We start from the raw sequence: 16,170 nt of genomic DNA on the forward strand, positions 1-16,170 counted from the left end.
GCTCTTCGGAGTCGCCCCCGCCGGGCGGGCCTGACGCCTCAGTCCGGGCGGACGCCGTGCGAGTGCGAGGCGAGCGCGGCCCGCCCGGCCACCACCACCGCGCCCCCCGCCACCACCGCCCCCCACCACATGACGGCGCGGAGCGAGGTGTGGTCGACGATCGTGCCGCCCGTGAGCGCGCCGGCCGCGAGGGTCGCCTGGAAGGACGCGGTGAACAGGACCGACGCCGCCTCGGGGGTCCGTGGGTCGGCGCGGGCGAACCAGGTCTGGGAGCAGACCGGGACCGCGCCGTAGCCGAGCCCCCAGGCGACGAGCAGGGCGAGCGCGCCCGCGTCGGTGCGGCCGAGGACGGGCAGCAGGGCGGTCGCGGCGGCGATCGTGCCGGCGGCCGCCCCGAACGCGAGGCGCGGGGCGCGGGTGGCCACCGCGCCTCCGATGAAGTTGCCGAGCACCCCGGCGGCGCCGTAGATCAGCAGGAAGACGGTGATCCGGCCCGGACCGGCCCCTGTGACCTGGTGTAGAAAGGGGCTTACGTAGGTGTACGCGGCGAAATGGGCCAGTACGACGAGGAACGTCATGCCCACGGCGTACCGGGTGCCCGTGCCCCGCAGCAGGGTGCGGAGCACCGAGAGGCGGGTGACCTCGGCCGGGGGCAGGGTGGGGAGCGTGAGCAGCAGCAGGGCCAGTGCACAGGTGCTCAGCAGCCCCAGCACCGCGAACGCGGTGCGCCAGCCCGCCAGATCGCCGATGAGCGTGCCGGCGGGGACGCCGAGGACGGAGCCGAGGGGGACGGCCGCGAAGAGGACCGCCGTCGCCCGCCCGGCCGAGGCGGGCGGAACCAGCCGGCCGGCCAGCCCGGCGCCGATCGACCAGAAGCCGCCGATGGTGACGCCGACGAGCACCCGGGCGACCAGCACCATCCAGTAAGCCGTCGCGGCGGCGCTGAGGAAGTTGGCCACCGCGAGCAGCAGGACCAGGGCGCAGAGCATCAGCTTGCGGTCGACGCGGGCCGTCGCGAGGGTCACCGTCGGGGCGGCGACGGCGGCCAGGAGGCCGGGCATCGTCATCATCAGGCCCGCCGTGCCGTCCGCGACGCCGAACTCGGCCCCGATCGGCGTCAGCAGACCGATCGGCAGGATCTCGGTGGTGACGATGGCGAAGAGCGCCAGCATCAGGGAGAACACCGCCGGGACGCCGCGTAAGTGTGCGCGTGGTGGAGTGCCGGTGCGGGTCGTGGTGGGGGCGCTGGTGTCCGTGGTGGGTGTGTGGTGCATGGCGGGGCCGTCCTGTGCTCGTGGAGCGGGGCTGTTCGCCCCAGTTCACAAGGTCGTGCGGCCGGTGTCCGGCAGGTTCCCGACGTCAACCGCGGCCGCCGGGGTATGTCGCCTTTTCGCTGGAATCGCCGGCTGGAACCGCTGGCTGCAACCGCCCGCCGGGAATCGATGGCCGGGAACGGCGAAGGGCCGTCGCTCCCGAGCGGGGGAGCGACGGCCCTTCGATGTGCGCCTGTCGATGTGCGCCTGGGCGCTTGTGAATCCGTGAACTCAGTGAGTGGGGCTCAGAGGACGCGGACCGCGCCGGTCGGCATGTCGTAGTCCAGCGGGCGCTGCACCACACCGGTGGAGGAGTTCTGCGCACCGACGAACTGGCCGCCGCCCACGTAGACCCCGACGTGGTAGGCGCTGCCCGCGCCGCCCCAGTACAGGATGTCGCCCGGCTGGAGGTTGCCGAGCCCGACCTGGGTGCCCGCGGTCGACTGGCTCTGCGAGACGCGCGGCAGGTCGACGCCCACCGTGCGGAACGCGGCCTGGACGAGGCCGGAGCAGTCCCACGAGTTGGGGCCGGTGCCGCCGGACACGTAGGCGTCGCCGACCTGCATCTGCACGAAGGAGACGACGGAGGCCGCGGAGCCCGTGGCGGACGAGGAGGCGGGCGCCGAAGCGGTCGACACCGAGGAACCGGAGGAAGAGGAAGAGGAGGAGGAAGAGCCTGAGGGGGCGCTCAGCGTCGTGCGCTCGGTGGAGCGGGAGGCGCGCTCGGCGGCCTCCGCCTTGGCCTTCGCGGCGGCTTCGGCCTTCTTCTTGGCCTCTGCCTTGCGGACGGCCTCAGCCTTGGCCTTCTTGGCGGCCTTGGCCGCGGTCGCGGCTGCGGCGTCCTCGCTGGCCTGCGTCTCCAGGTCCAGGGCGACCTGCTGCGTGGCCTCGGCGGACGCCGCGACGGTGGTGGAGAGGCCCGCCGTGATGGTGGGCATCTCGATGGTCTGGGTCACCGGCTCGGCCTGGGCCGGACCGGCAGCGCCTGCGACCGCGATGGTGCTGAGGACGCCACCGGCAACTCCGGCCCGCAGTGCCGTCTTCGAGGCGCTTTGGCGGGGCTTCCGGTGGCTGGGTATGAGAGCGGTGTGGGACATGGGTACTAGCGCTATCAGGGCCTCAGGGGTCCCATCAAGAAACGTGTGTTGCGACACAGTTACGTCCGGAATCTGTGAATCCGCTTTCCGGTGGCCTTTATTGACGCCGTAACGGGCAAATCGGGCGGCAGCGATCACGGCTGTGATCACGGGTTTTCGGTAATACGCCCGAATTGCCCGTCACTTACCATCCGTTCACACCGTTGGCCAAGCCCGCTTATATGGCGGGGGTGGCTGGGTGATGCAGGTCACAGCATGGTCTCGGCGTGACGGGCATACGAGCGCCTCGCGCGAGAGGTGTGGCGCGGGCGCCGAACTGGCGGTGCGCGGTGGGCCATTCGTCCGGAAGAGGGGTGATGTCCGGATCGTAGGGATTCGCCCGCCTGTGGCGATCCCGGCGACCCCGGCGACCCCGGCGACCCCGGCGACCCCGGCGGCTCCGATGGGCATCGGTGGCGACGGTGGCTCCGTCCGCTCGGGTGGCTCCCGTGGTCTGTCGGCTCCGGTGGTCCCCGACGGGTCCGGCGACCTCGACGGCCTCGATCGCCCCGGAGTTCCGTCGTCGCCCCAGAGTGGGGCAGATCCCTATATCACCGCATCGCGTCCATCGCCAATTTTGCTGTAGCCACCATCTCTTGATAGAGCGACACCCCTTTGACCAGCCATGACGACACCGGATGTCACGTCTCGTGATCACTCGGCCGCTTCGTGTATGAAGATCACCGCTCATCCGACTTCATGATCGTTCGTCAGGTGGTGGAGATCACAAAGACGTTGTCGTACCCCGTGTCGCAGATCACAGGACGGCGGGCATAGGATGCGGGGCAGTCGGGCTTGTGAACTGCCTCACATGTGCACGATCTTGGTGGGGTGGCGAGCCAGATTGCCCGATGCGGTCCAACGGTCAAGGACGACTGGAAGGAGCGAGGAGCGTGAATGCCTACGCGCCCATCCTCGTGCTCGGCGCCCTCGGGGCAGGGTTTGCGATCTTCTCCGTGGTCAGCGCCACGCTTATCGGCCCCAAGCGGTACAACCGGGCAAAGCAGGAAGCGTACGAGTGCGGTATCGAACCCACCCCCACTCCAGCCGGAGGCGGCCGTTTCCCGATCAAGTACTACCTGACGGCGATGCTCTTCATCGTCTTCGACATCGAGATCGTCTTCCTCTATCCCTGGGCGGTCACCTTCGACGCCCTGGGGATTTTCGGGCTCGTCGAGATGCTGCTCTTCGTGCTCACCGTCTTCGTCGCCTACGCGTATGTGTGGCGTCGTGGCGGCCTGGAATGGGACTGAGGGGCTGAGGGGCACTTATGGGACTCGAAGAGAAGCTGCCCAGCGGCTTCGTGCTGACCACTGTCGAGCAGGCCGCCGGCTGGGTACGGAAGTCCTCCGTCTTCCCGGCCACCTTCGGCCTCGCCTGCTGCGCCATCGAGATGATGACGACCGGGGCCGGTCGCTACGACCTGGCCCGGTTCGGGATGGAGGTCTTCCGCGGATCGCCGCGGCAGGCGGACCTGATGATCGTGGCAGGGCGGGTCAGCCAGAAGATGGCGCCCGTTCTGCGGCAGGTCTACGACCAGATGCCGAACCCCAAGTGGGTTATCTCCATGGGGGTTTGCGCGTCATCGGGCGGGATGTTCAATAATTACGCCATTGTTCAGGGTGTTGACCACATTGTTCCGGTTGATATCTATTTGCCGGGTTGCCCGCCGCGTCCCGAGATGCTGATCGACGCGATCCTGAAGCTCCACCAGAAGATCCAGGGCTCCAAGCTCGGGGTCAACGCGGAGGAGGCCGCCCGCGAGGCGGAGGAAGCGGCGATCAACGCACTGCCCCTGATCGAGATGAAGGGGCTGCTTCGATGAGCGAGCAGGAGCCCGGCGCCAATGGCGTCCCCTCCCCGCGCGACGAGACCGGCGAGGTCATCGGCGTACGCAAGGGCATGTTCGGCGCCGACAACGGCGGCGACACCTCGGGCTACGGCGGGCTCGTCCGCACCGTCACGCTGCCGGGCGCCACCTCGCGCCCGTACGGCGGCTGGTTCGACGAGGTGGCCGACGAGCTCGAAGGGGCCCTGGAGGAACAGGGCCTGCTTCCCGCCAACGCCATCGAGAAGACCGTCGTGGACCGAGGCGAGCTGACGTTCCACATCGCCCGCGAGCACCTGCCCACCGTCGCGAAGACCCTGCGCGACGACCCGGCACTGCGCTTCGAGCTCTGTACGGGGGTGAGCGGCGTCCACTTCCTCGGTGACAAGGGGCGTGAGCTGCACGCCGTCTACCACCTGCGCTCCCTCACCCACGGCCGGCTGATCCGGCTGGAGGTGTCCGCGCCGGACCGCGATCCGCACATCCCGTCCCTCGTGTCGGTCTACCCGACCAACGACTGGCACGAGCGCGAGACGTACGACTTCTTCGGGCTCGTCTTCGACGGGCATCCCGCCCTCACCCGGATCATGATGCCGGACGACTGGCAGGGCTTCCCGCAGCGCAAGGACTACCCGCTCGGCGGCATCGCCGTCGAGTACAAGGGCGCCCAGATCCCGGCTCCGGACCAGCGGAGGTCGTACTCCTGATGACCACTCCCCACGCAACGCCCAGGGCCACGACCGAGGGGACTGTATATACAGTCACCGGCGGCGACTGGGACGAGGTCGTCCAGTCGGCGGCCGCCTCCGACGACGAACGCATCATCGTCAACATGGGCCCCCAGCACCCGTCCACGCACGGTGTGCTCCGGCTGATCCTGGAGATCGACGGCGAGACCGTCACCGAGGCCCGCTGCGGCATCGGCTACCTCCACACCGGTATCGAGAAGAACCTCGAATTCCGGAACTGGACGCAGGGCACCACCTTCGTCACGCGCATGGACTACCTGACGCCGTTCTTCAACGAGACGGCGTACTGCCTGGGGGTGGAGAAGCTCCTCGGCATCGAGGACCAGATCCCCGACCGGGCGACCGTCCTGCGCGTGCTGCTGATGGAGCTCAACCGGATCTCCTCGCACCTGGTGTGCCTCGCCACCGGCGGCATGGAGCTCGGCGCCACCACGATCATGATCTACGGCTTCCGCGATCGTGAACTCGTTCTCGATCTCTTCGAGCTGATCACCGGCCTGCGGATGAACCACGCGTTCGTCCGGCCCGGCGGGCTCGCCCAGGACCTGCCGCCGGGCACGGTCGACCACCTGCGCGAGTTCGTGAAGACCATGAAGAAGAACCTGCCGGAGTACGACAAGCTCGCCACCGGCAACCCCATCTTCAAGGCCCGCATGCAGGACGTCGGCTACCTCGACCTGACCGGCTGCATGGCGCTCGGCGCCACCGGTCCCGTCCTGCGCTCCGCCGGACTCCCGCACGACCTGCGCAAGACCGACCCGTACTGCGGCTACGAGGACTACGAGTTCGACGTCCCCACCGCCGACAGCTGCGACTCCTACGGCCGCTTCCTCGTCCGTCTCGAGGAGATGCGCCAGTCGCTGCGGATCATCGAGCAGTGCATCGACCGGCTCGCCCCCGGCCCGGTCATGGTCGCCGACAAGAAGATCGCCTGGCCCGCGCAGCTCGCGCTCGGACCGGACGGACTCGGCAACTCGCTCGACCACATCAGGAAGATCATGGGCACCTCCATGGAGGCCCTGATCCACCACTTCAAGCTGGTGACCGAGGGCTTCCGGGTCCCGGCCGGGCAGGCGTACACCGCCGTCGAGTCGCCCAAGGGCGAACTCGGCGTGCACGTCGTCTCGGACGGCGGCACCCGCCCCTACCGGGTCCACTTCCGCGACCCGTCCTTCACCAACCTCCAGGCCATGGCGGCGATGTGCGAGGGCGGCCAGGTCGCTGACGTCATCGTCGCCGTCGCGTCCATCGACCCCGTGATGGGAGGCGTCGACCGGTGACCGAAGCACGCAGCGAAGTCAGTCTGGGGATGCCGCAGCTCCCCGCCCCCGCCTACCCGGCCGAGGTGCGCGCCAGGCTCGAAGCGGACGCGAAGGAGGTGATCGCGCGCTACCCCGGCAGCCGCTCCGCGCTGCTGCCGCTGCTGCACCTGGTGCAGTCGGAGGAGGGGTTCGTCTCCCGTACGGGCATGGCGTTCTGCGCCGAACTGCTCGGCCTCACCACCGCCGAGGTCACCGCGGTCGCCACCTTCTACACGATGTACCGGCGCAGGCCGAGCGGTGACTACCAGGTCGGCGTCTGCACCAACACGCTCTGCGCGGTGATGGGCGGCGACGCCATCTTCGACACGCTCAAGGAGCACCTCGGCGTCGGCAACGACGAGACGACCCAGGACGGCAAGGTCACCCTCGAACACATCGAGTGCAACGCGGCCTGCGACTTCGCGCCCGTCGTGATGGTGAACTGGGAGTTCTTCGACAACCAGACGCCCGAGAGCGCGACACAGCTCGTCGACGACCTGATCGCCGGCCGCACCGTCGAGCCGACCCGCGGCGCCCCGCTGTGCACGTACAAGGACACCGCCCGGATACTGGCCGGCTTCCCCGACGAGCGCCCCGGCGCGGTCGAGGCGACCGGCGGCGCCGGACCCGCCTCGCTGATCGGCCTGAAGCTGGCCAAGGGCGAGGCCGGGCCGCAGCCCCGCGTGGTGGGCCAGCGCGGCGAAGCCCCGCGTGACGAACCGCAGAAGGGTGCCGAACACCTCAGCTCCCATGACGCGCCACAGCAGACCTCGGCATCCGACCCGGACCACCCGGCCGGTCCCGCAGCCGAGGAGGGGGAGTGATGACGTTGGCCGCCGAAATCGACAAGAACGGGACGAGTCCCGAGAAGCTTCTGGCACCGGTCCTGTCCGCCTTCTGGGACGAGCCCGAGTCCTGGACGCTGGAGACCTACCGCCGCCACGAGGGCTACGAGGGACTGCGCAAGGCGCTGGCCATGTCCCCGGACGACCTCATCGCGTACGTCAAGGACTCCGGTCTGCGCGGCCGGGGCGGCGCCGGCTTCCCCACCGGGATGAAGTGGCAGTTCATCCCGCAGGGCGACGGCAAACCGCACTACCTGGTGGTCAACGCCGACGAGTCGGAGCCGGGGACCTGCAAGGACATCCCGCTCCTCTTCGCCAACCCGCACAGCCTCATCGAAGGCATCGTGATCGCCTGCTACGCGATCCGCTCCTCGCACGCCTTCATCTACCTGCGCGGTGAAGTCGTCCCCGTACTGCGGCGGCTGCACGAGGCCGTGCGCGAGGCATACGAGGCGGGCTATCTCGGCAAGGACATCATGGGCTCCGGACTCGATCTGGAACTCACCGTGCACGCGGGCGCCGGCGCCTACATCTGCGGTGAGGAGACGGCGCTGCTCGACTCGCTCGAAGGACGGCGCGGCCAGCCCCGGCTCCGGCCGCCCTTCCCCGCGGTCGCCGGTCTGTACGCCTGCCCCACTGTGGTGAACAACGTCGAGTCCATCGCCTCGGTTCCCGCGATCCTGAACAAGGGCAAGGACTGGTTCAAGTCGATGGGCAGCGAGAAGTCCCCGGGCTTCACGCTGTACTCGCTCAGCGGACACGTCGCGGGCCCCGGCCAGTACGAGGCCCCCCTCGGCGTCACGCTGCGCCAGCTCCTCGACATCAGCGGCGGCATGCGCCCCGGTCACCGGCTCAAGTTCTGGACCCCGGGCGGCTCGTCCACCCCGATGTTCACCGACGAGCACCTCGACGTACCCCTCGACTACGAGGGCGTCGGCGCCGCCGGTTCCATGCTCGGCACCAAGGCGCTCCAGTGCTTCGACGAGACGACCTGCGTCGTGCGGGCCGTCACCCGGTGGACCGAGTTCTACGCCCACGAGTCCTGCGGCAAGTGCACGCCATGCCGTGAGGGCACGTACTGGCTGGTCCAGTTGCTCCGCGACATCGAGGCCGGCAAGGGCCAGATGCCGGACCTCGACAAGCTGAACGACATCGCCGACAACATCAACGGCAAGTCGTTCTGCGCCCTCGGTGACGGCGCCGCCTCGCCGATCTTCTCCTCGCTCAAGTACTTCCGCGAGGAGTACGAGCAGCACATCACGGGCAAGGGCTGCCCCTTCGATCCCGCCAAGTCGACCGTCTGGGCCGACGACAAGAACGCTCACCGGGGGGTGAACGCATGACAGTCACCACGAGTGCGCCCTCCGGGGGCGGCGAGGCGGCTCTCCCGCCCGAGGACCTCGTCACGCTGACCATCGACGGCATCGGGATCAGCGTGCCCAAGGGCACCCTGGTCATCCGGGCCGCCGAACTCCTCGGCATCGAGATCCCGCGCTTCTGCGACCACCCGCTCCTCGACCCGGCCGGCGCCTGCCGCCAGTGCATCGTCGAGGTCGAGGGCCAGCGCAAGCCGATGGCGTCCTGCACCATCACCTGCACCGACGGCATGGTCGTCAAGTCGCAGATCACCTCGCCCGTCGCGGACAAGGCGCAGCGCGGTGTGATGGAGCTGCTGCTCATCAACCACCCGCTGGACTGCCCGGTCTGCGACAAGGGCGGCGAGTGCCCGCTGCAGAACCAGGCGATGTCGCACGGCGACGCGACCTCCCGTTTCGACGGGCAGAAGCGCACGTACGAGAAGCCCGTCCCGATCTCCACCCAGGTGCTGCTCGACCGTGAGCGGTGCGTGCTCTGCGCGCGCTGCACCCGGTTCTCCAACCAGGTGGCGGGCGACCCGATGATCGAGCTGATCGAGCGCGGCGCGCTCCAGCAGGTCGGCATCGGCGAGGGCGACCCGTTCGAGTCGTACTTCTCCGGCAACACCATCCAGATCTGCCCGGTCGGCGCGCTGACCTCGGCGGCCTACCGGTTCCGCTCCCGCCCCTTCGACCTGGTGTCCTCGCCCTCCGTGTGCGAGCACTGCGCCGGCGGCTGCGCCACCCGCACCGACCACCGGCGCGGCAAGGTCATGCGGCGGCTCGCCTCCAACGACCCCGAGGTCAACGAGGAGTGGCTCTGCGACAAGGGCCGCTTCGGCTTCCGCTACGCCCAGCAGCGCGACCGGCTCACCACCCCGCTGGTGCGGGGCGAGTCCGGCGAACTGGAGCCGGCGAGCTGGCCCGAGGCGCTGGCGGCCGCGGCCACCGGACTCGCCGCCGCACGCGGCCGGGCCGGAGTCCTCACCGGCGGCCGGCTGACCGTCGAGGACGCCTACGCGTACAGCAAGTTCGCCCGGATCGCCCTGGACACCAACGACATCGACTTCCGGGCCCGGGTGCACAGCAGCGAGGAGGGTGACTTCCTGGCCGCCCGCGTCGCCGGGCGCGGCCGCGATCTGGACGGCGCCGGAGCCACGTACACCTCGCTGGAGAAGGCACCGGCCGTGCTGCTGGTCGGCTTCGAGTCCGAGGAGGAGGCGCCCGGCGTCTTCCTGCGGCTGCGCAAGGCCAACCGCAAGAGCGGCCAGCGGACCTTCGGGATCGCCTCGCACGCCACCCGCGGGCTCACCAAGGCGGGCGGCACCCTGCTGCCGGCCGCCCCCGGAACCGAGACGGAGTGGCTGGACGCGATCGCGGGCGGCGTCGGCCTGGACGGCGACGGAGCCGCCGCGGCCGAGGCGCTGCGCGGCGACGGCGCCCTGATCGTGGTGGGGGAGCGGCTGGCCGGTGTGCCGGGCGGCCCGACCGCCGCGGTACGGGCCGCCGCCGCCACCGGCGCCGGCCTGGTGTGGATTCCCCGGCGGGCCGGCGAACGCGGCGCGGTGGAGGCGGGCGCACTCCCGTCGCTGCTGCCCGGCGGCCGCCCGTCCACCGACCCGAGGGCCCGGGACGAGGTGGCGGCCCTGTGGGGCGTCGCCGAACTCCCGTCCCGCTTCGGCCGCGACACCGGCCAGATCATCGAGGCCGCCGCCTCCGGTGAACTGGGCGCGCTGCTCGTCGCCGGGGTCGAGACCGCGGACCTGCCCGACCCCGCCCTGGCCCTGGAGGCCCTGGACCGGGTCGGCTTCCTGGTCTCCCTCGAACTGCGCCCCAGCGAGGTCACCGACCGCGCCGACGTGGTGTTCCCGGTGGCCGCGGTCGCCGAGAAGTCCGGCACCTTCCTCAACTGGGAGGGCAGGGCCCGGATGTTCGAGGCCGCGCTGAAGCCCGAGCAGATGACCCGGACCCTCGCGCCGGGCGATGCCCGGGTGCTGCACATGCTGGCCGACGCGCTGGACGTCCACTTCGCGCTGCCGGACCTGAAGTCGGTCCGCCGCGAGCTGGACCGCCTCGGCGGGTGGCAGGGCACGCACGCGGACGACCCGCGTGAGGCGTCCCAGCCGCTGCCCAGGCCCGGCGACGGCGAGGCGGTCCTCGCGGGCCACCGGATGCTGCTCGACCTGGGCCGGCTCCAGGAGGGCGACACGGCGCTGGCCGGTACCCGGCACGCCGCGGTCGCCCGGCTCTCCGCCGTCACCGCGGCCGAGACCGGAGTCAAGGACGGCGACCTGCTGGCCGTGAGCGGTCCGGCCGGGAGCGTGGAACTCCCGCTCCAGGTGACCGACATGCCGGACCGGGTGGTCTGGGTGCCGCTGAACTCCACCGGACGGGGCGTGCCGGCCACAACCGGCGCCCAGCCCGGCGGTCTGGTGCGGATCGGTCCCGCCGCACCGGGTACTCCCGACGTCACACCGGAGGTGCGAGCGTGACTGCCCTCGCTCAACTGGCCGCGGCCCCGCACAGCGCGGTGCTCGCCGCCGAGGACCTGTCGATGTTCGGCACCGACCCCTGGTGGCTCGTCGTCGTCAAGGCGGTCTTCTGCTTCGCGTTCCTGATGGTGACCGTGCTCTTCTCCATCGTGTGGGAGCGCAAGGTCGTCGCCTGGATGCAGCTGCGCATCGGTCCCAACCGGCACGGCCCCTGGGGCATGCTCCAGTCGCTGGCCGACGGCATCAAGCTGATGCTGAAGGAGGACCTGGTCGTCAAGCGGGCGGACAAGGTCGTCTACATCCTCGCCCCGATCGTCGCCGCCGTACCGGCGTTCATGGCGATCGCGGTGATCCCGTTCGGCCCGTCCGGCAACGAGGTCTCGATCTTCGGGCACCGTACGGCGATGCAGCTCACCGACCTGCCGATCGCGATGCTCTACATCCTCGCGGTCGCCTCGGTCGGGATCTACGGCATCGTCCTGGCGGGCTGGTCCTCCGGATCGACGTATCCGCTGCTCGGTGGTCTGCGCTCGTGCGCGCAGATGATCAGCTACGAGATCGCGATGGGTGCCGCCTTCGCCTCGGTGTTCCTCTACTCCGGGTCGATGTCGACCTCGAAGATCGTGGAGGCGCAGCAGGACCGCTGGTTCATCCTGCTGCTGCCGGTCTCGTTCATCATCTACATCATCACGATGGTCGGTGAGACCAACCGCGCCCCGTTCGACATGCCCGAGTCCGAGGGCGACCTGGTCGGCGGCTTCAACACCGAGTACTCGTCCATCAAGTTCGCGATGTTCATGCTCGCCGAGTACGTCAACATGGTCACCGTCTCCGCGGTCTCCATCACCCTGTTCCTGGGCGGCTGGCGGGCCCCGTGGCCGATCAGCACCTTCTGGGAGGGCGCGAACCACGGCTGGTGGCCGATGCTCTGGTTCGTCATCAAGGTCCAGCTGCTGCTGTTCTTCTTCATCTGGCTGCGCGGCACGCTGCCCCGGGTCCGTTACGACCAGCTGATGAAGCTGGGCTGGAAGGTCCTGATCCCGGTCTCCGTGGTCTGGCTGATGCTGGTCGCCACGGTGCGGGCGCTGCGCAACGAGGGCTACGACTACTCGAAGATCCTGCTCTACGTGGCCGGGGCCGTGATCGCGATCCTGCTGATCTCCTTCGTGGTCGACATGTTCCGCGACAGGAAGGGCCGGGCCGCCGAGGCGGAGGCCGAGCCGGAACCCGCGTTCGACCCGATGGCGGGCGGGTTCCCGGTGCCACCACTGCCCGGACAGACCCTGCCGCCCGTGCCGAGGCGGGTGCCGCGCCGTGAGCGCGAGCTCGTTGTCAGTGGCGGCGTGGATACTCAGAGTGACGGAAATCCGAGTGACGGAAAGGAGGCCGACCATGTCTGAACTGCCTGAGTCGCGGGGGTCCGAGAGGCCCCCGAAGGCCACCGGGCCGACGGGGTCGAGTGTGGCTTCCGGGGGTTCGGGGGCCGGCGGGTCCGCCCAGTCCCCGCAGTCCTCGGACGACAAGTTCCAGAATCCGGTGGCCGGCTTCGGCGTGACCTTCAAGGCCATGTTCAAGAAGCGGCTGACCGAGCAGTATCCGGAGACGCCGAAGGTGACGGCGCCGCGCTTCCACGGCCGGCACCAGCTCAACCGCCACCCGGACGGCCTGGAGAAGTGCATCGGCTGCGAGCTGTGCGCCTGGGCCTGTCCGGCGGACGCGATCTACGTCGAGGGCGCGGACAACACCGACGAGGAGCGCTACTCCCCGGGGGAGCGCTACGGCCGCGTCTACCAGATCAACTACGCGCGCTGCATCCTGTGCGGACTGTGCATCGAGGCCTGCCCGACCCGGGCGCTGACGATGACCAACGAGTTCGAGCTGGCCAACACCACCCGCGAGAGCCTCATCTATACCAAGGACGAGCTGCTCGCGGGCCTGGAGGAAGGCATGGTCGACAGCCCGCACGCGATCTTCCCCGGCACGGACGAACAGGACTACTACCGGGGCCTGGTGACCGAGGTCGCCCCCGGTACGGAACGTCAGGTCGCCGTCTCCAAGGGCGAGAAGCCGGCCGAGGACGCGCACGAGAGCAACGGCTCGGAGGTGGACGCATGACCGGCCTGGCCGCTGCGGCCTCCCAGACCTCGACCGGCGAGGCCTTCCAGTTCTGGGTGCTCGGCACCGTCGCCGTGATCGGCGCGCTGTCCACCGTCCTGATGAGGAGGGCCGTGCACAGTGCGCTGAGCCTCGCCGGGACCATGATCATCCTGGCGGTCTTCTACCTCGCCAACGGGGCGTACTTCCTGGGCATCGTCCAGGTCGTCGTCTACACCGGCGCGATCATGATGCTGTTCCTCTTCGTGGTCATGCTCGTCGGTGTCACGGCGGCGGACTCCCTGAAGGAGACCCTCAAGGGCCAGCGCTGGCTGGCCGTCGGCTGCGGGCTCGGCTTCGGTGTCCTCCTGATCGCCGGCATCGGCAACGCCTCGCTGAACAGCTTCAACGGGCTCGGCACGGCCAACGCCGAGCACGGCGGAAACGTCGAGGGGCTGGCCAGCCTCATCTTCACCAAGTACGTCTTCGCCTTCGAGATCACCGGCGCCCTGCTGATCACCGCGACCGTCGGCGCCATGGTGCTCACCCACCGCGAGCGCACCGAACGGGCCAAGACCCAGCGGGAGATGTCCGAGGAGCGCGTACGCAGCAGCCACCTGCCGCCGCTGCCCGCCCCCGGTGTCTACGCCCGGCACAACGCCGTGGACATCGCCGGTCTGCTGCCCGACGGCACCCCGTCCGAACTCACCGTGATGCAGACGCTGCGCAAGCGCGGCCAGATGCGCGATGTGTCCCACGAGTCGCTGGCCGAGCTCAAGGCGCTGGAGCAGCGCTCCGGCGAACGGCTCGGCCGGGACACCACAGAGGAAGAGGAGGTCGCCAAGTGAACCCGGTCAACTACCTCTATCTCGCCGCACTGCTGTTCACCATCGGCGCGTCCGGAGTGCTGATCAGGCGGAACGCGATCGTGGTGTTCATGTGCGTGGAGCTGATGCTCAACGCCTGCAACCTCGCGTTCGTCACCTTCTCCCGCATGCACGGCAACCTCGACGGCCAGATCATCGCCTTCTTCACGATGGTCGTCGCCGCCGCGGAGGTCGTGGTCGGGCTCGCGATCATCGTGTCGCTGTTCCGTTCCCGCCACTCGGCCTCGGTCGACGACGCCAGCCTGATGAAGCTGTAAGGGGAGCTAGGAACTGTGGAGAACCTGATTGCGCTGCTTGTCGCGGCGCCCCTGCTCGGAGCGGCGGTGCTGCTGTGCGGCGGCCGACGCCTGGACCGCGTGGGCCACTATCTCGGCACCCTGCTCGCCGGCGCCTCCTTCGTCATCGGCGTGGTGCTCTTCCTCGACATGCTGGGGAAGGGCGCGGAGGACCGGGCGCTGCACCAGAAGCTGTTCAGCTGGATTCCGGTCGAAGGCTTCCAGGCCGATGTGGCCTTCCAGCTCGACCAGCTGTCGATGACGTTCGTGCTGCTGATCACCGGTGTGGGCACGCTGATCCACATCTACTCGATCGGCTACATGGCGCACGACGAGCGCCGGCGCCGCTTCTTCGGCTATCTGAACCTCTTCCTCGCGGCGATGCTGATCCTGGTCATCGCCGACAACTACCTGCTGCTGTACGTCGGGTGGGAGGGCGTCGGTCTGGCGTCGTACCTGCTCATCGGCTTCTGGCAGCACAAGCCCAGCGCGGCCACCGCCGCGAAGAAGGCCTTCCTGGTCAACCGCGTCGGTGACATGGGCCTGTCGATCGCGATCATGCTGATGTTCACCACCTTCGGCACCTTCGCCTTCGGTCCCGTCCTGGAGGCGACCGGCGGGGCGAGCGAGGGCAAGCTGACGGCGATCGGCCTGATGCTGCTCCTCGCCGCCTGCGGCAAGTCCGCCCAGGTGCCGCTGCAGTCCTGGCTCGGTGACGCGATGGAGGGCCCGACCCCGGTCTCGGCCCTGATCCACGCCGCCACCATGGTCACCGCGGGCGTCTACCTCATCGTCCGCTCCGGCGCGATCTTCAACGCCGCCCCGGACGCCCAGCTGGTGGTCGTGGTCGTCGGCGCGGTCACGCTGATCTTCGGTGCGATCGTCGGTTGCGCGAAGGACGACATCAAGAAGGCCCTCGCAGGCTCGACGATGTCGCAGATCGGCTACATGATCCTGGCCGCCGGGCTCGGCCCGATCGGCTACGTCTTCGCGATCATGCACCTGGTGACGCACGGCTTCTTCAAGGCCGGGCTCTTCCTCGGCGCCGGTTCGGTCATGCACGGCATGAACGACGAGGTCGACATGAGGAAGTTCGGCGGCCTGCGGAAGTACATGCCGGTCACCTTCGTCACCTTCGGCCTCGGCTACCTCGCGATCATCGGCTTCCCCGGACTGTCCGGCTTCTTCTCCAAGGACAAGATCATCGAGGCGGCCTTCGCCAAGGGTGGCACCGAGGGCTGGATCCTGGGAGCCGTGACCCTGGTGGGGGCCGGGATCACCGCGTTCTACATGACGCGCGTGATGCTGCTGACGTTCTTCGGCGAGAAGCGCTGGGTCCCGGACGCGGAGGGCCACGAGCCGCATCCGCACGAGTCCCCGAAGTCCATGACGATCCCCATGATCGTGCTGGCCTTCGGTTCGGTCTTCGCCGGTGGCTTCTTCTCCATCGGTGACCGCTTCCTGCACTGGCTGGAGCCCGTCACCGGCCACAACCACGGAGACGCCCCGGTCGGCGCCACCACCGTCACCGCCGCCACCATGGTGGTGCTGGTGATCGGAGTCGGCGTCGCCTGGCTCATGTACGGGCGCAAGCCCGTGCCCGCGGTCGCCCCGCGCGGCTCGCTGCTCACCCGGGCCGCCCGCCGCGATCTCCTCCAGGACGACTTCAACCACGTGGTCCTGGTCCGCGGCGGCGAGCACCTCACCCGCTCCCTGGTCTACATGGACCACACCCTGGTCGACGGGGTCGTCAACGGCACGGCCGCCTCCATGGGCGGGCTCTCCGGCCGGCTGCGAAAACTGCAGAACGGCTACGCCCGCTCCTACGCGGTCTCGATGTTCGGCGGTACGGCGGTTCTCATCGCCGCGACCCTGCTGATGAGGGCGGTCTGATC

The 16,170-nt window shown here is 69.4% G+C and carries 14 protein-coding genes; 12 read left to right on the top strand and 2 right to left on the bottom strand.

Annotated features, from left to right (window positions below):
* Window positions 1-38 precede the first annotated feature (38 nt).
* On the bottom strand, window positions 39-1,274 hold the full coding sequence (locus ACGFU6_RS19900) for an MFS transporter (RefSeq protein WP_393612422.1): 1,236 nt from the start codon (window positions 1,272-1,274) through the stop codon (window positions 39-41).
* A 284-nt stretch (window positions 1,275-1,558) separates the two neighbouring features.
* The gene (locus tag ACGFU6_RS19905) at window positions 1,559-2,410 is read right to left on the bottom strand and encodes a C40 family peptidase (RefSeq protein ID WP_393612424.1); all 852 of its coding nucleotides are present in this window, start codon (window positions 2,408-2,410) and stop codon (window positions 1,559-1,561) included.
* 932 nt (window positions 2,411-3,342) lie between these two features.
* Here ACGFU6_RS19905 and ACGFU6_RS19910 point away from each other — a divergent pair.
* The 12 genes from ACGFU6_RS19910 to nuoL are packed head-to-tail and all read left to right on the top strand — an operon-like array spanning window position 3,343 to window position 16,168.
* The gene (locus tag ACGFU6_RS19910) at window positions 3,343-3,702 is read left to right on the top strand and encodes an NADH-quinone oxidoreductase subunit A (RefSeq protein WP_024491741.1); all 360 of its coding nucleotides are present in this window, start codon (window positions 3,343-3,345) and stop codon (window positions 3,700-3,702) included.
* Window positions 3,703-3,719: 17 nt separating this feature from the next.
* Window positions 3,720-4,274 carry an NADH-quinone oxidoreductase subunit B family protein gene (locus ACGFU6_RS19915; protein WP_123524257.1) on the top strand — a complete coding sequence of 185 codons (555 nt, stop codon included), beginning with the start codon at window positions 3,720-3,722 and terminating at the stop codon, window positions 4,272-4,274.
* Window positions 4,271-4,984, top strand: a complete 714-nt coding sequence (locus ACGFU6_RS19920; protein WP_393612426.1) for an NADH-quinone oxidoreductase subunit C — start codon at window positions 4,271-4,273, stop codon at window positions 4,982-4,984. The genes ACGFU6_RS19915 and ACGFU6_RS19920 overlap by 4 nt, the downstream gene beginning before the upstream one ends.
* The gene (locus tag ACGFU6_RS19925) at window positions 4,984-6,306 is read left to right on the top strand and encodes an NADH-quinone oxidoreductase subunit D (RefSeq protein WP_393612428.1); all 1,323 of its coding nucleotides are present in this window, start codon (window positions 4,984-4,986) and stop codon (window positions 6,304-6,306) included. Before ACGFU6_RS19920 ends, ACGFU6_RS19925 begins: the two co-directional genes overlap by 1 nt.
* Before the next feature lie 29 nt (window positions 6,307-6,335).
* Window positions 6,336-7,151 carry an NADH-quinone oxidoreductase subunit NuoE gene (gene nuoE, locus ACGFU6_RS19930; protein WP_393612650.1) on the top strand — a complete coding sequence of 272 codons (816 nt, stop codon included), beginning with the start codon at window positions 6,336-6,338 and terminating at the stop codon, window positions 7,149-7,151.
* Entirely contained in the window at window positions 7,151-8,515 is a 1,365-nt protein-coding gene (nuoF, locus tag ACGFU6_RS19935) for an NADH-quinone oxidoreductase subunit NuoF (RefSeq protein ID WP_393612430.1), read from the top strand. Before nuoE ends, nuoF begins: the two co-directional genes overlap by 1 nt.
* Window positions 8,512-11,019, top strand: a complete 2,508-nt coding sequence (locus ACGFU6_RS19940) for an NADH-quinone oxidoreductase subunit G (RefSeq protein ID WP_393612432.1) — start codon at window positions 8,512-8,514, stop codon at window positions 11,017-11,019. The genes nuoF and ACGFU6_RS19940 overlap by 4 nt, the downstream gene beginning before the upstream one ends.
* On the top strand, window positions 11,016-12,419 hold the full coding sequence (gene nuoH, locus ACGFU6_RS19945) for an NADH-quinone oxidoreductase subunit NuoH (RefSeq protein WP_393612434.1): 1,404 nt from the start codon (window positions 11,016-11,018) through the stop codon (window positions 12,417-12,419). Before ACGFU6_RS19940 ends, nuoH begins: the two co-directional genes overlap by 4 nt.
* On the top strand, window positions 12,412-13,134 hold the full coding sequence (nuoI, locus tag ACGFU6_RS19950) for an NADH-quinone oxidoreductase subunit NuoI (RefSeq protein WP_123524250.1): 723 nt from the start codon (window positions 12,412-12,414) through the stop codon (window positions 13,132-13,134). The genes nuoH and nuoI overlap by 8 nt, the downstream gene beginning before the upstream one ends.
* Complete coding sequence (locus ACGFU6_RS19955; RefSeq protein ID WP_393612436.1) at window positions 13,131-13,961, top strand: NADH-quinone oxidoreductase subunit J; 831 nt, start codon at window positions 13,131-13,133, stop codon at window positions 13,959-13,961. The genes nuoI and ACGFU6_RS19955 overlap by 4 nt, the downstream gene beginning before the upstream one ends.
* Entirely contained in the window at window positions 13,958-14,257 is a 300-nt protein-coding gene (gene nuoK / locus ACGFU6_RS19960) for an NADH-quinone oxidoreductase subunit NuoK (RefSeq protein ID WP_024493678.1), read from the top strand. The genes ACGFU6_RS19955 and nuoK overlap by 4 nt, the downstream gene beginning before the upstream one ends.
* A 15-nt stretch (window positions 14,258-14,272) precedes the next feature.
* Window positions 14,273-16,168 (top strand): NADH-quinone oxidoreductase subunit L, encoded by a 1,896-nt coding sequence (nuoL, locus tag ACGFU6_RS19965; RefSeq protein ID WP_393612438.1) that lies wholly within the window; start codon window positions 14,273-14,275, stop codon window positions 16,166-16,168.
* Window positions 16,169-16,170: the final 2 nt, after the last annotated feature.

Origin of the sequence: Streptomyces sp. NPDC048462, from assembly GCF_043200175.1 — a bacterium.
Classification (GTDB): Bacteria; Actinomycetota; Actinomycetes; order Streptomycetales; family Streptomycetaceae; genus Streptomyces.